Consider the following 14352-nt stretch of genomic DNA (forward strand, 5'->3'; position numbering starts at 1 on the left):
GACGGCCCGCCGTCAGGGCACGCGGTACCCCGCCGCGCGGAACAGTTCGTACCACTCGGCCCGCGTGAGCGGGAGGTCCGAGCCCTGCGCGGCGCCCGCGACGCGCTCCGGCGTCGTCGTGCCGAGCACCACCTGCATCCCCGCGGGGTGGCGCGTGATCCACGCGACGGCGACGGCGATCGGCGGCACGTCGTACTTCGCCGCGAGGCGGTCGATCACCGCGTTGAGCTCGGGGTAGTCGTCCGAGCCGAGGAACACGCCGGTGAAGAACCCGGCCTGGAAGGGCGACCAGGCCTGCACGGTGATGTCGTGCAGGCGGCAGTAGTCGAGGATGCCGCCGCCGTCGAGGGTGAGCGACTGGTCCTCGCCGGCCATGTTGGCCGCGACGCCCTGCGCGACGATCGGCGCGTGCGTGATCGACAGCTGGAGCTGGTTCGCGACGATCGGCTGCCGCACCGAGCGCTTCAGCAGCTCGATCTGGCCCGGCGTGTGGTTGGAGACGCCGAAGGCGCGCACCTTGCCGGACGACTCGAGCTCGTCGAACGCGCGCGCGACCTCGTCCGGCTCCACGAGCGCGTCCGGGCGGTGCAGCAGCAGCACGTCGAGGTAGTCCGTGCCCAGCGCGCGCAGCGAGCCCTCGACGGACTCGACCAGGTGCTCGTAGGAGAAGTCGAAGTACGGCCCCTCGCGCACGATGCCGGCCTTGGACTGGATGGTGAGCTGCTCGCGCTCCGACGGCGTCAGCTGCATCGCCTCGGCGAAGCGGCGCTCGCAGCCGTGCAGGTCGTCGCCGTACACGTCGGCGTGGTCGACGAAGTCGATGCCGGCGTCACGGCCGGTGCGGACCAGCTCACGGACGGCGTCGTCGTCCATCTGCTGGATGCGCATGAGGCCGAGCACGACGTTCGGAACCTGGCGGCCCGTGGGGCCCAGGGGGACGGTTCTCATGGATCCTCCTCGATCGGGGGAGAGGTGGGTCGGTGGGTGGTGCCGCGGGCTCAGGTGGCCGACAGCGCAGCGAGCTCGTCGGCGGTGAGGACGAGGTCCACGGCGCGCGCGGAGTCCTCGATGCTCGCCGGCCGCGACGCCCCCGGGATGGGGACGACGACGGGCGCGAGCGCGAGCTCCCACGCGAGCGTGACCTGCTGCGGGCTCACGCCGCGGGCCTCGGCGACGCGGCCGAACGCGGCGTGCGCCGTGCCGACCTCGCCCGCCCGGCGGATCCCGCCGAGCGGCGACCAGGGCAGGAACGCGACGCCGAGCGACGCGCAGTGCTCCAGCTCGGCGAGGCTGGAGCGGAACGCCGGCGAGAACTGGTTCTGCACCGACGCGAGCCGGCCGCCCAGCACCTCGTTCGCCTCGTCGATCTGGGCGACGCTCGCGTTCGAGATGCCGGCCTGGACGATGACGCCCTCGTCGAGGAGCTCGACGAGCGCGCCGACCGACTCGGCGTAGGGCACGGCGGGGTCCGGGCGGTGGAACTGGTAGAGCCCGATCGCCTCGACGCCGAGGCGGCGGGCGGACTCCCGGGCGGCCTTCTTGAGGTGCTCGGGGCGCCCGTCCTGGGTCCACGACCCGTCGCCGGGGCGCAGGTGGCCGCCCTTGGTGGCGACCAGGACGGCGGACGTGTCGCCGCCCCAGGAGCGCAGCGCGCGGGCGACGAGCTCCTCGTTGTGGCCGACCTCGTCGGCGTGCAGGTGGTAGGCGTCGGCGGTGTCGACGAGGGTGACCCCCGCGTCGAGCGCCGCGTGGATCGTGGCGACCGAGCGTGCCTCGTCGGGGCGGCCCTCGATGGACATCGGCATGCCGCCGAGCCCGATCGCGCTGACGGTCCTGGTTCCGATCGTGCGAGCTTCCACGGCTCTCCTTGTGTCGTCGGTGCCTCCGACGATAGGAAGATCACCGTTGATGAGTCCAACAACTGGACGTCATGGGTTCCAGCACCGGGAGCGATCAATGGAGCTGCGGCAGATGGAGTACCTCGTCGCGGTGGCGGAGGAGGGCCACTTCACGCGCGCGGCGGCGCTGTGCGGCGTCACGCAGTCCGGGCTGTCCGCCGCGATCCGCAACCTGGAGCGCGAGCTCGGCGCCGACCTGTTCCTGCGCACCACGCGACAGGTGGCGCTGACGGACGCCGGCCGGGCCCTGCTGCCGTTCGCGCGGCGCATGCTCGCCCAGGCGGCCGCGGGGCGCGACGCCGTCGTCCGCGCGAGCCACCAGATCTCGGGCCGGCTGCGCCTCGGGGCCGAGCAATGCCTCGGCGTGGTCGACGTCGCGCCCCTGCTCGAGCGCTTCCGCCTGCGCTACCCGCTCGTGGACGTCCAGTTCACCCAGGCGGGCTCGCGCGAGCTCACCGCGCAGGTGCGCGCGGGCGACCTCGACGTCGCCTTCGTCGCCGCCACCGAGCACCTCGGCGCCCTGCGCCGGCTCGAGCTCGGGCGCCGCCCGATCGTCCTGCTGACCCACGCGACCGACCCGCTCGCCGCCGCGCCCGCGGTCGCCTGGGAGGACCTCGTCGACCGCGACTTCGTCGACTTCCGCGAGCAGTGGGCGATCCGGCGGCTCGCCGACGCCGCCTTCGCCGACCGGCACCTCGAGCGTCGCGTGCGGATGAGCGTCGACGACGTCCACACGCTGCTGGACTTCGTGCAGCGCGGCCTCGGCATCGCCGTCGTGCCGCAGCACGTCGCCGCCAAGCCGCAGGCCGCCGGGCTGGCCGTGCTGGACCTCCCGGAGCGCGGCACGCCCGAGTGGGTGGTCGCCGCGATCGCCGCGCCGACGGCCGAGCCGACCGCGGCCCGCCTGCTGGAGCTCGTGGCGGAGGCCAACCTGGCGGTCGCGCAGCCGGCGTGACCGGGTTCGTGCCCGGCCCGGCCCCCGGCCGCGCGGGGAGTAGCGTCGGCACGGCCCGACCGCCGGGCCCCCGAGGAGGTCTTCGATGCGCGTCGCCGTCCTGGACGACTACCAGCGGGTCGCCCACCGCTTCGCCGACTGGGCCGGGCTGGGGGCCGAGGTCGCGTTCGTCGACCGCCCGCTGCCCGACGACGACGCGGTGGTCGCCGCGCTCGACGGCTACGACGTCGTGGTGGCGATGCGGGAGCGCACGCCGTTCACGGCCGCGCGGCTGGCGCGGCTGCCCGACCTGCGGCTGCTGGTGACGACCGGGCGCCAGAACGCGGCCATCGACCTCGACGCGGCCCGCGCGCGCGGCGTCGTCGTGTGCGGCACGGACTCGCCGACGAACGCCACGCCGGAGCTCACGTGGGCGCTGATCCTGGCGGTGCTGCGGCACGTGCCCGCGGAGGACCGGGCGGTGCGCGACGGCGGGTGGCAGCACACCGTCGGCGGGGACCTGGAGGGCCGCCGGCTGGGCGTCGTGGGCCTCGGACGCCTCGGGTCGCGGGTGGCGCGCGTCGGCCTCGCGTTCGGCATGGACGTCGTCGCGTGGAGCCGGCACCTGGACCCGGCGCACGCGGAGGGGCTCGGCGTGCGCCCCGTCGCGAAGGACGAGCTGTTCGCGACGTCGGACGTCGTCACCGTGCACTACAAGCTGAGCGACCGCAGCCGCGGCATCGTCGGCGACGACGACCTCGCGCGCATGAAGCGCACCGCGATCCTCGTCAACACCTCGCGGGGCCCGCTCGTCGACACCGGCGCGCTGCTCGCCGCGCTGCACGAGGGCCGCATCGGCGGGGCCGGCCTCGACGTGCACGACGCCGAGCCCTTGCCCGCCGACCACCCGCTGCGGTCCGCGCCGCGCACCGTGCTCACCCCGCACCTGGGCTACGTCACCGAGGGCACCTACCGCACGTTCTACGGGCAGGCGGTGGAGGACGTCGCCGCATGGGCGGCCGGCGCGCCCGTGCGCGTCCTGACCTGAGCGGGGCGGCTCAGACCGTCAGCGCGGACGAGTAGTCGCCGTACGTGGCAGCGCCGAACAGGCCGAAGCCGAGCAGCACCACGAAGAAGAGCACGTAGAGCACCGAGACCGCGGTGAACACGATCGACAGCCACAGCCCCCACGTGGCGAGCGGGTTCGGGAAGCCGGCGCGGCGCGACTGCGACCGCCCGATGGCGGACAGCACGATGCCGGCGGGCGCGAACAGGAAGGCCATGACGAACCCGACGATGCCCATCGCCTTGCCGGGGTCCTCCGGCGGGTAGCCGTACGCGTAGCCGCCCTGCGGGTACGCACCCTGCGGATATGCCCCCTGCGGGTACCCGGCCTGGGGATGGCCGGCCTGGGCATAGCCGGGCTGCGGGTATCCCGGGGCCTCGTCGGCCGGGGCGTGGCCGGGCTGCGCGTAGCCCTGCGGGTGCGGCCCCCCGGCCTGGGGCGCGGCCTGCTGGCCGGGCTGCGAGTACGGCTGGTACGGCTGGTACGGATCGCTCACCGGCACAGTGTCGCGGAGCACCGGCCGGTCGCGCCAGCACCCGCCCGCCGGGAGCCCGGCGGGCGCGGTCAGTCGGGGACCGCGCGGGCGTACCGCGCGGCCAGCGCGCGCAGGTGCTCCACCAGCTCGGGCGGCTCGGTGACGTGGAAGTCGAGGCCGAGCAGGCCGATCCAGACGGCGACGACCTCCGCGCTGTCGCCGCCGGTGACGAGCACGCAGCGGCCGTCGGGCAGCGGCTGCACCGTGCCGACGGCCGGGTTGATCCGGTCCAGCACCTCCTGCGCGGGCGCGTCGACCACGACGCGAGCGTGGAACGCCCATCCGGTGCGCGCGACCTCCTGCACGACGAACGTCGTCAGGTCGCCGGGGAACTCGACCGGGGTGAACCGCCGCCCGCCGGGGGTCCGCAGCCGCAGCCAGTCGACGCGGTAGGGCGCCCAGGTGCCGTCCGCCGGGTCGCGGGCCACGAGGAACCACCGGTGCTGCCACGCGACCAGGTGGTGCGGCTCGAGCTCCAGCGGCTCGTCCTGGTAGTCGCATCGCACCCGCTGGCGGTCCCGGATCGCGGCGGCCAGCGCCGTGAGCTCCTCCGGGTCGACCTCGGGCTCCTCGGTGTAGGGCCCGGTGTTCGCCGGCCCGGCCGTCGACGCCGTCCGCAGGGCCGAGACCTGGCGCCGCAGGCGGTCGGGCAGCACCTGCTCCAGCTTGGTGAGCGCCGACTGGCCCGACTCCTCGAACCCCGCGGTGCCGGTCGCGGCGCGCAGGCCGACGGCGACCGCGACGGCCTCGGCGTCGTCGAGCAGCAGCGGGGGCAGCCGGGCGCCCGCACCCAGCCGGTAGCGCCCGCCCGGGCCGCGCACGGCGTGCACGGGATAGCCGAGCTCGCGCAGACGCGCGACGTCGTTGCGCACCGTGCGGCCGGTGACGCCGAGCCGGTCGGCGAGCTCGGCACCGGACCAGTCGGGCCGCGACTGGAGCAGCCCGAGCAGCGCCAGCAGCCGTGCCGAGGTGGAGCTCATGGTGCCCTCCCCGAGGACGGTCCGTGCCCGCGGAGAACTCGTCGGAACCCGTCCAGAATAACGGAACGAACCGTTCCTGAACCCTTCCTAGTGTGGGTGTCAGGAGCTGGGGCGAGGGCCCGGCTCACGACCTCGGGAGAACGCCATGAACGCCACGACGCCCGCCGCGACCACCCTGGAGCTCCGCCCCTTCTCCGTGCACGTGCCGCAGGCCGACCTGGACGACCTGCGCGAGCGCCTCGAGCGCACCCGCTTCGCCCCGGCCGCCCCCGGCGACTCGTGGGACTACGGCACCCCCGAGTCCTACCTGCGCGGCATGGTCGAGCGCTGGAAGGACTTCGACTGGCACGCCGTCGAGAACCGGCTGAACGCGTACCCGGCCTTCATGACCGAGATCGACGGCCAGCCGCTGCACTTCCTGCACGTGCGGTCGCCCCACCCGGACGCGACGCCGCTGCTGCTCGCGCACACCTACCCCGGCTCGGTGCTCGACTTCCTCGACATGATCGACCCGCTCGTCGACCCGGTGGCCCACGGCGGCCGGGCGGAGGACGCCTTCGACGTCGTCGTCCCGTCCATGCCCGGCTTCGGGTTCTCGACGCCGGTCGCCGCCGGCGACTGGACGATGGCGCGCGTCGCCCGCACCTACGACGCGCTCATGCGCGGACTCGGCTACGCGTCCTACGGCATCCACGGCAGCGACGGCGGCGCGATGGTCTCCCGCGAGCTCGCGGTCCTCGACCCCGAGGGCTTCCTCGGCGCGCACGTGCTGCAGCTCTTCTCGTTCCCGTCCGGCGCCGAGGGGGAGATGGACGGGTTCGGCGAGAAGGAGTACGCCGCGCTCGGCCACCTGCAGTGGTTCCAGTCCGTCGGCGCCTACAACGTCATGAACGCGTCGCGACCCCAGACGATGGCGGCCGGTCTGGCGGACTCGCCCGTCGCGACGCTGGCCTACCACGAGCTGTTCGAGAGCTTCGGCAACGGCACCGCCCTCGTCGCCCCGGAGCAGGTGCTGGCGCAGGCCACGCTCTACTGGCTCACCAACACCTACGCCACCGCCGCGCGCTACCACTACGCGGAGCAGCGCTCCGGCGCCGAGCCGGTCGTCAGCACCGGGCGGATCGGGGTGGCGGTCTTCAAGGACGACTTCCAGACGATCCGCGCCTTCGCCGAGCGCGACAACGCGCGCATCGAGCACTGGTCGGAGTTCGCGCGCGGCGGTCACTACGCGGCGCTGGAGGTGCCCGACGACGTGGTCGCCGACCTGCGGGTCTTCTTCGGCTGACGGCGTCAGCGGACGGGCACGGGCACCCGGCGGTCGATGCCCGTGCCCAGGGCGGGATGGCGCCCGCGCACGAGCGCCTCCCCCCGGTCGACCTCCAGGACGTACAGCCGGAGGTCGGCGTCGCCCGACAGCTCGTCGGGCGCGAAGGCCACGCCGTCCCGGGTGTCGGCATAGGCGGCAGCGCAGCGCGCCGCCAGCTCGGCGTCGGGAACGCGCCGCGCCCGCCCCGTGAGGTACACGGCCTCCGCCCCGCCGACGCGGACCGTGGAGTCGAAGACGACGCCCTCGACGCGCGCCTCCCGCTCCAGGTTCCGCGAGTGGTGGGCCTGCGGCGAGGACACCCAGTAGACGTCCGCGCCGTCGCGGGTGAAGAACACCGGGGAGACGCGCGGGGCGCCGTCCGGGTCGATCGTCGCGAGCGCGACGTACCGCACGGTGGCGAGGACGCGCTCGGCGTCGGCGGCGAGCTCGGTCATGGCATCGGTCATGGCATCGGTCGGGGCGGGGTCGGTCATGGCGGGCAGACCCGCGCCGCGCCGCGAAGTCATCGGTGGCGGTGCCGGGCGGGCACGCCGGCCGGAGGGCCGAGGCCGCGGGCCCGGGGGCCGTGGTGGAATCGGGGGGTGTTCACCCGCCCCCGCACCCGCCTCGACCTCGTCCCCCGCCGCGTGCGCGTGCACGCCGTCCGCGAGCTGAGCGACACGCTGCGCCGCACGACGTTCCGCGACGTCGCCGGCGCGGACCCCGCCGCCGTGACGTCCCTGGCGGCACTGCGGGCGACGGGCCCGGAGGACCACGTGAAGGTCTTCCTGCCCGACCCGGCCACCGGCGAGCTGCACGCCCCCGCGCTGGCCGCGGACGGCGGCCTGCAGCGCCCGACCGGCGTCGTCTCGATCTCGCGCGACCTCACCGTCCGCGCCGCGCGGGTGGTGGACGGGGCCGCGGAGGTCGACGTCGACTGGGTGCTGCACGGCGACCAGGGCCCGGCGTCGGCGTGGGCGGCCCGCGCGGCGGAGGGCGACGAGGTGGTGCTCGCGGGGCCGAACGGCAGCGCGGGGCTGCCGGAGGGGATCGGGCGGCTCACGCTGGTCGGCGACGAGACCGGACTGCCCGCCCTCGCGCGCTGGGCCGAGGCCGTCGGCCCCGACGTCCCCGTGACGGCGATCGTCGAGATCGGCGACGACGTCGACGAGGCCCACGTCGAGGACGAGCTCGACGGCGCGACCGTCGAGATCCTCTACCGCACCGACGGGCCCGGGCAGCTCGCCGACGCCGTCCGGTCCCTGGGCGGGCTGGAGCCCGACGAGCTGTTCGTCGGGCTCGGCGAGGCCGGCGACCTCGTGCCCGTGCGCCGCTACCTGCGCCGCGAGCTGGGGCTGCCCGCCGAGCAGGTGCTGGTCTCCGGCTACTGGCGGCGCGGGGTGGTCAACCTCGACCACCACCTGCCGATCGACCCGACCGACCCGGACTGACGGGACGGGTCAGGCGACCGCGCTCTGCGTCTCGCCGCGCAGGGCGTCGATCTGCTCCTGGAGCTTGGAGAGCTGGTCGGCGACCTGGCTCGCGCCCTTCTCCCGGGCGGCGTCGGTGACGTACCGGACCTCGGCGGACGCGGCCTCGAGCGCGACCTGCGCGTCCTCCAGGGCGACCACCGCGCCGTCGGCGGCGGTGGCGGCCCGGGCGAGCGCGTCGCGCGCCTCGTCGGTCGCGGCCTGGGCGGAGCCGATCGCGTCGGCGACCTGGCCGCGCAGCGCGGCGGGGACCTTGGTGACCTGCTGCAGCTGCTGGAGGTCGACGTCGAGCGCCTCGGCCTGGCTCTTCGCGTCCGCGATGAACGACTGGACGTCCTCGGTGGGGGCGGAACACGCGCCCAGCATCATGGTCACGGCGAGCAGGCTCACCGCGGCCAGACGGGTCGTCGTCTTGCCCTTCGAAGTCGTCGTCGACGTCATGGGCACGATTCTGCACTGCTGACCTGAATAAATGCTTACGACCGCGTGGAGATCTTGCACACAGCCCTCCTCCCCGTCATCGGGCGCTCACCGGATGTCGAAGCCCGCGACCGAGGGCACGATGACGTCCATGAGCGCGCTGACCACGTCCGAGCTGACGGCGATCTACACCGACCTCCACGCCCACCCCGAGCTCGGGTTCGCCGAGCACCGCACCGCCGGGATCGTCGCCGACCGCCTGCGCGGCTGGGGCTACGACGTGCACGAGGGGATCGGCGGCACCGGCGTGGCGGGCGTCCTCGCGAACGGCCCCGGGCCGCGCGTACTGCTGCGGGCGGACATGGACGGGCTTCCCGTGACCGAGCGCACGGGCCTGCCGTACGCGTCGACGCAGGTCGCCACCGGCCCCGACGGCCAGGAGACGGGCGTCATGCACGCCTGCGGCCACGACGTGCACGTCACGTGCCTGCTCGGCGCGGCCGCCGTGCTCGCCGAGCGGCGCGACGCCTGGTCGGGCACGCTCCTGCTCGTCTTCCAGCCCGCGGAGGAGCTCGGCAACGGGGCGCGGGCGATGCTCGACGACGGCCTGTACGCGACCGTCGGCGGCGCGCCGGACGTCGTCCTCGGCCAGCACGTCATGCCCACGCCCGCCGGCGTGGTGAGCGTGACCCCGGGCGTCGCGATGTCGGCCACCGACTCGCTGCGGATCACGCTGCACGGGCGCGGCGGGCACGGGTCGATGCCGGAGACCACGGTGGACCCGGTCCTCATGGCCGCGGCCACCGTGCAGCGGCTGCAGGGCGTCGTGTCGCGCGAGATCGCCGCGGGCGACTCGGCGGTCGTGACGGTCGGCGCGATCAGCGCCGGGACGCAGGCCAACATCATCCCGGACCGTGCCGAGCTGCTGGTCAACGTGCGCACCTTCACGGAGCCCGTGCGCGAGCGCGTGCTCGGTGCGATCCGGCGCATCTCCGAGGCCGAGGCCGCCGCGTCGGGCGCCACCGAGCCGCCCGAGATCGAGACCACCAACGCCTTCCCGGCCCTGGTGAACGACCCGGCGGCCACCGCGCGCACGAGTGCGGTGCTCGCCGGCGCCCTGGAGGAGCAGCGGGCGCTGATCGAGGCCGCCGGCAGCCGGCCCGCGGTCCTGACCCTGCCGCCCATGGCCGCGTCGGAGGACGTCGGCGAGCTCGCCACCGACGCCGGGGTGCCCCTCGTGTACTGGTTCCTCGGCGGCTTCGACCCGAGCCTCTTCGCCGGCGTCGACCTGTCGGCCGGCCGCCTCCCCGCCGGCGTCGCGTCGAACCACTCGCCGTTCTTCGCGCCCGCGCCCGAGCCGACCCTCGACCTCGGCGTCGCGACCCTCGTCGCCGCCGCCCAGGAGTGGCTCGACTGACCCGGGAACGCATCGAGCGTGCTGACTTGCTCCTCAACCGGCCCGTTCGAGGAGCAATCCAGCACGCTCGATTCCCCGCGGGGGTCAGCGCGCGCCCAGCCGGCGGCTGATCTCCGCGGCGGCGCGGCCCGCGGCGGCGGCGAGCTCCGCGCGGCGGCCGTCGTCGACGTCCTCGGACCAGAACGTCAGCGCGACCCCCGCCACCGGGTGGCCGGTGTGGTCCAGGGCGGCGTGCGCGACCGACGCGAGGCCGGTCGTGACCTCGCCGTCCTCCGTCGCGTGGCCGCGGCGGCGGGTGTCGCGCAGCACCTCGCGCAGGTCGCGCAGGGTGCGGGGCCCGACGCCCGTGCGGTCGGCGAGCGCCGCTGCCGACGGGAACAGCGCCCGCACCTGCGCGGCGGGCAGCAGCGCCAGCACGGCGCGGCCGCTGGCGGTGAGGTGGCTGGGCAGGCGGACGTCGACGTCGGTCACCAGGCTGGGCCGGTGCGGCGCGCGCTGCTCCACGAGGTACAGCACCTCCCTGCCGTGCAGGACGGCGAGGTGCGCGCTCTCCCCGGTGGTCTCCACGAGCCGCGCGACGACGGGGCGGGCCAGCCGCGCGAGCGGCGCCTGCCGCGCGTACGCCGACCCGAGCGACAGCGACGCCGTCCCCAGCCCGTAGCGGTGCTCCTCCGGCAGGTGGGTCACGAACCCCTCGTCCACGAGCACCGTGAGCAGGTGGTAGACGGTGGAGCGCGGCAGGCCCAGGTGCTGCGCCACCGCCGCCGCCGGGACCGGGCCCGCCTGCGCCGCGAGGTACGTGAGCACCCGCAGCGCGCTCCGCGCCGCCGGGACGTCCGCCATCGTGCCTCCTCGTCCCGGTGTCTGGGATCCCAGACTGAACCTCGCCGGACCCCGTGTCCAGCGGCCCCGCGACGGTGTGTGCTGGGCCCATGTCCGCAACGCTGCAGCAGGCCGGCGACCCCGCCGGCCGCACGACGACCCACCCGGTCGCGTCCCGGTCCGACGTCGTCGTCGAGGTCACGGGAGACCCCCTGACCGTCGACGACGTCGTGGCGGTCGCCCGGCACGGCGCGCGCGTGCGCCTCACCGACGGCGCGCTGGCGGGGATGGCCGCGAGCCGCGCCGTCGTCGAGTCGCTGGCCGACGACGACCGCCCCCACTACGGCGTCTCCACCGGCTTCGGCGCCCTCGCCCGTCGCCACATCCCCACCGAGAAGCGGGCCCAGCTGCAGCTCGGGCTGGTGCGCTCGCACGCCGCGGGCAGCGGCCCCGAGGTGGAGCGGGAGGTGGTGCGCGCGCTGCAGCTGCTGCGCCTGGCCACCCTCGCGACCGGCCGCACGGGCGCCCGCCCCGTCGTCGCCGAGACGTACGCCGCGATGCTCAACGCGGGCGTCACGCCCGTCGTGCACGAGTACGGCTCGCTCGGCTGCTCGGGCGACCTCGCGCCCCTGGCGCACGTGGCGCTGGCCGCGCTCGGCGAGGGCCGGGTGCGCGACGCCGGCGGCGAGCTGCGGGACGGGGGAGAGGCGCTCGCGGTGGCCGGCATCGCGCCGCTGGAGCTGCGCGAGAAGGAGGGCCTGGCCCTCATCAACGGCACCGACGGCATGCTCGGCATGCTCTGCCTGGCCCTCGACGACCTGCACCGCCTGCTCGCGACGGCCGACGTCGCGGCGGCGTCCAGCGTGGAGGCGCTGCTCGGCTCGGACGCGCCGTTCGCGGCGGACCTCGTCGGGATGCGCCCGCACCCGGGCCAGGCGGCGTCGGCCGCGAACCTGCGCGCCCTGCTCGCGGGGTCGCCGGTCGTGGCGAGCCACCGGACGTTCGACGCCGACGGCCGCCCGGAGTGCACCCGCGTGCAGGACGCGTACTCGCTGCGCTGCGCGCCGCAGGTGCACGGTGCCGCGCGGGACACCGTCGACCACGCGGAGGCGGTCGCCGGGCGCGAGCTCGCGTCGGCCATCGACAACCCCGTCGTCACCGTGGACGGCCGGGTCGAGTCGAACGGCAACTTCCACGGCGCGCCCGTGGCGTACGTGCTCGACTTCCTCGCCGTCGCCGTGGCGGACGTGGCCAGCATGAGCGAGCGCCGCACGGACCGGTTCCTCGACGTCGCGCGCAACGAGGGCCTGCCGGCGTTCCTCGCCGACGACCCGGGCGTCGACTCGGGCCTGATGATCGCCCAGTACACGGCCGCCGGGATCGTCTCCGAGCTCAAGCGCCTGGCCGCGCCGGCGAGCGTCGACTCCATCCCCTCGTCGGCGATGCAGGAGGACCACGTGTCCATGGGCTGGGCCGGGGCGCGCAAGCTGCGCCGCGCCGTCGACGGCCTCGGCCGCGTGCTCGCGATCGAGCTCATGACGGCCGCCCGCGCCCTCGACCTGCGCTGCACCCCGGACACGGGGCTCGTGCCCGCCGCGGGCACCGGCGCCGTCCACGCGCTGCTGCGCACCGCCGTCCCCGGCCCCGGGCCGGACCGGTTCCTCGCCCCCGAGATCGAGGCCGTGACGAGGCTCGTCGCCGGCGGCGAGGTCGCCGCCGCCGCGGGCGCCGCCGTCGGCCCGCTCGCCTGACCCGCCGCCCCCCAAGAGCTCCAAGGAGACGCCGATGTCCCACGCCACGTACGACCGCGGCACCCCGGTGCCCGTCCGCGCCCCGCGCGGCACGACACTCACCGCCCGCAGCTGGCAGACCGAGGCCCCGCTGCGGATGCTCATGAACAACCTCGACCCGGAGGTGGCGGAGCGCCCCGACGACCTCGTCGTCTACGGCGGCACCGGCCGCGCGGCCCGCGACTGGCCGAGCTACCACGCCATCGTCCGCACCCTCACGACGCTGGGCGAGGACGAGACGCTGCTGGTGCAGTCGGGCAAGCCGGTGGGCGTGCTGCGCACGCACGAGTGGGCGCCGCGCGTGCTCATCGCCAACAGCAACCTCGTGGGCGACTGGGCGACGTGGCCCGAGTTCCGCCGCCTGGAGGCGCAGGGCCTGACGATGTACGGCCAGATGACGGCCGGGTCGTGGATCTACATCGGCGCGCAGGGCATCCTCCAGGGCACGTACGAGACGCTCGCCGCGGTGGCCGCCAAGCGGTTCGGCGGCACGCTCGCCGGGACCCTCACGCTCACCGGCGGGTGCGGCGGCATGGGCGGCGCGCAGCCGCTCGCCGTCACGCTCAACGGCGGCGCGTGCCTCGTCGTCGACGTCGACCGGTCGCGCCTGGAGCGGCGCGTGCGCGAGCGCTACCTCGACGAGGTCGCGGACGACCTGGACGACGCCGTCCGTCGCGTCGAGGCGGCCCGCGCCGAGAGGCGCGCGCTGTCGGTCGGCGTGGTGGGCAACAGCGCCCACGTCGTGCCGGAGCTGCTGCGCCGCGGCGTCGCGGTGGACGTGGTCACCGACCAGACGTCGGCGCACGACCCGCTGTCGTACCTGCCCCTCGGGGTGTCGGTCGAGGAGTGGGCCGACTACGCCGCCGCCAAGCCGGAGGAGTTCACCGACCGGGCGCGCGAGTCGATGGCCCGGCACGTGGAGGGCATGGTGGGCTTCCTCGACGCGGGCACCGAGGTGTTCGACTACGGCAACTCGATCCGCGACGAGGCGCGCCGCGGCGGCTTCGACCGCGCCTTCGACTTCCCGGGCTTCGTCCCCGCGTACATCCGGCCGCTGTTCGCGCAGGGCAAGGGCCCGTTCCGGTGGGCCGCGCTGTCCGGCGACCCGCGCGACATCGCCGCCACCGACAAGGCCGTCCTCGACCTCTTCCCCGACGACGACCACCTGCACCGCTGGATCCGCGCCGCCCAGGAGCGCGTCGCGTTCCAGGGGCTGCCCGCCCGCATCTGCTGGCTCGGGCACGGCGAGCGCGACCGCGCGGGGCTGGCGTTCAACGACCTCGTCGCGTCCGGGGAGGTGAGCGCGCCGGTCGTCATCGGGCGCGACCACCTCGACTCCGGGTCCGTCGCCTCCCCGTACCGGGAGACGGAGGGCATGGCGGACGGCTCGGACGCCATCGCCGACTGGCCGCTGCTCAACGCGCTCACCGCCGCGTCGTCGGGCGCCACCTGGGTGTCGCTGCACCACGGGGGCGGCGTCGGCATGGGGCGGTCCATCCACGCCGGGCAGGTGTCCGTCGCGGACGGCACCGACCTCGCGGCGCAGAAGCTCGCGCGCGTCCTGTCCAACGACCCGGGCCTGGGCGTGCTGCGGCACGTCGACGCCGGGTACGACGACGCCGCGGCCGCCGCCGCGCGGGGCGGGCTGCGCGTGCCCATGCTGGAGACGGACCGGCCCGACGCGGAGGTGTGAC

The 14352-nt window shown here is 75.5% G+C and carries 14 protein-coding genes; 7 read left to right on the forward strand and 7 right to left on the reverse strand.

Annotated elements, in window-relative coordinates; genetic code table 11:
* Positions 1-12: 12 nt before the first annotated feature.
* Together ACFU9A_RS02885 and ACFU9A_RS02890 are read right to left on the reverse strand one after the other, a co-directional pair.
* Positions 13-948 carry an aldo/keto reductase family oxidoreductase gene (locus ACFU9A_RS02885; RefSeq protein WP_430573753.1) on the reverse strand — a complete coding sequence of 312 codons (936 nt, stop codon included), beginning with the start codon at positions 946-948 and terminating at the stop codon, positions 13-15.
* Between the two features lie 50 nt (positions 949-998).
* Positions 999-1859: an aldo/keto reductase gene (locus ACFU9A_RS02890; protein WP_430573754.1), complete on the reverse strand. Its 861-nt coding sequence runs from the start codon at positions 1857-1859 to the stop codon at positions 999-1001.
* A gap of 97 nt (positions 1860-1956) precedes the next feature.
* Here ACFU9A_RS02890 and ACFU9A_RS02895 point away from each other — a divergent pair, with 97 nt between their 5' ends.
* Positions 1957-2853 carry a LysR family transcriptional regulator gene (locus ACFU9A_RS02895; RefSeq protein WP_430573755.1) on the forward strand — a complete coding sequence of 299 codons (897 nt, stop codon included), beginning with the start codon at positions 1957-1959 and terminating at the stop codon, positions 2851-2853.
* An 85-nt stretch (positions 2854-2938) separates the two neighbouring features.
* Positions 2939-3880, forward strand: coding sequence for a D-2-hydroxyacid dehydrogenase family protein (locus tag ACFU9A_RS02900; protein ID WP_430573756.1), 942 nt, complete (start codon positions 2939-2941; stop codon positions 3878-3880).
* Between the two features lie 10 nt (positions 3881-3890).
* Here ACFU9A_RS02900 and ACFU9A_RS02905 read toward each other — a convergent pair whose 3' ends face one another.
* The gene (locus ACFU9A_RS02905; RefSeq protein WP_430573757.1) at positions 3891-4394 is read right to left on the reverse strand and encodes a hypothetical protein; all 504 of its coding nucleotides are present in this window, start codon (positions 4392-4394) and stop codon (positions 3891-3893) included.
* Between the two features lie 68 nt (positions 4395-4462).
* The gene (locus tag ACFU9A_RS02910) at positions 4463-5413 is read right to left on the reverse strand and encodes a helix-turn-helix transcriptional regulator (RefSeq protein WP_430573758.1); all 951 of its coding nucleotides are present in this window, start codon (positions 5411-5413) and stop codon (positions 4463-4465) included.
* Positions 5414-5558: 145 nt separating this feature from the next.
* Between ACFU9A_RS02910 and ACFU9A_RS02915 the strand changes: the two genes are divergently transcribed.
* A complete protein-coding gene (locus tag ACFU9A_RS02915) occupies positions 5559-6698 on the forward strand; it encodes an epoxide hydrolase family protein (protein ID WP_430573759.1) in 1140 nt (379 codons plus the stop codon).
* Between the two features lie 5 nt (positions 6699-6703).
* Here the strand turns inward: ACFU9A_RS02915 and ACFU9A_RS02920 are convergent, their stop codons facing one another.
* Entirely contained in the window at positions 6704-7174 is a 471-nt protein-coding gene (locus ACFU9A_RS02920; protein WP_430573760.1) for a pyridoxamine 5'-phosphate oxidase family protein, read from the reverse strand.
* A gap of 147 nt (positions 7175-7321) precedes the next feature.
* On the opposite strand from ACFU9A_RS02920, the gene ACFU9A_RS02925 reads away from it, so the two are divergent.
* The gene (locus ACFU9A_RS02925) at positions 7322-8170 is read left to right on the forward strand and encodes a siderophore-interacting protein (protein ID WP_430573761.1); all 849 of its coding nucleotides are present in this window, start codon (positions 7322-7324) and stop codon (positions 8168-8170) included.
* A gap of 9 nt (positions 8171-8179) precedes the next feature.
* Here ACFU9A_RS02925 and ACFU9A_RS02930 read toward each other — a convergent pair whose 3' ends face one another.
* On the reverse strand, positions 8180-8650 hold the full coding sequence (locus ACFU9A_RS02930; protein WP_430573762.1) for a hypothetical protein: 471 nt from the start codon (positions 8648-8650) through the stop codon (positions 8180-8182).
* A 130-nt stretch (positions 8651-8780) separates the two neighbouring features.
* Between ACFU9A_RS02930 and ACFU9A_RS02935 the strand changes: the two genes are divergently transcribed.
* Positions 8781-10046, forward strand: coding sequence for an amidohydrolase (locus ACFU9A_RS02935; protein ID WP_430573763.1), 1266 nt, complete (start codon positions 8781-8783; stop codon positions 10044-10046).
* Positions 10047-10130: 84 nt separating this feature from the next.
* On the opposite strand, the gene ACFU9A_RS02940 is transcribed toward ACFU9A_RS02935, so the two are convergent.
* Positions 10131-10889, reverse strand: a complete 759-nt coding sequence (locus tag ACFU9A_RS02940) for an IclR family transcriptional regulator (protein ID WP_430573764.1) — start codon at positions 10887-10889, stop codon at positions 10131-10133.
* A gap of 89 nt (positions 10890-10978) precedes the next feature.
* Between ACFU9A_RS02940 and hutH the strand changes: the two genes are divergently transcribed.
* Positions 10979-12619, forward strand: coding sequence for a histidine ammonia-lyase (hutH, locus tag ACFU9A_RS02945; RefSeq protein WP_430573765.1), 1641 nt, complete (start codon positions 10979-10981; stop codon positions 12617-12619).
* 34 nt (positions 12620-12653) lie between these two features.
* Positions 12654-14351, forward strand: a complete 1698-nt coding sequence (hutU, locus tag ACFU9A_RS02950) for a urocanate hydratase (RefSeq protein WP_430573766.1) — start codon at positions 12654-12656, stop codon at positions 14349-14351.
* Position 14352: the final 1 nt, after the last annotated feature.

The organism is Isoptericola sp. NPDC057653 (assembly GCF_042799955.1).
GTDB lineage: Bacteria > Actinomycetota > Actinomycetes > Actinomycetales > Cellulomonadaceae > Isoptericola.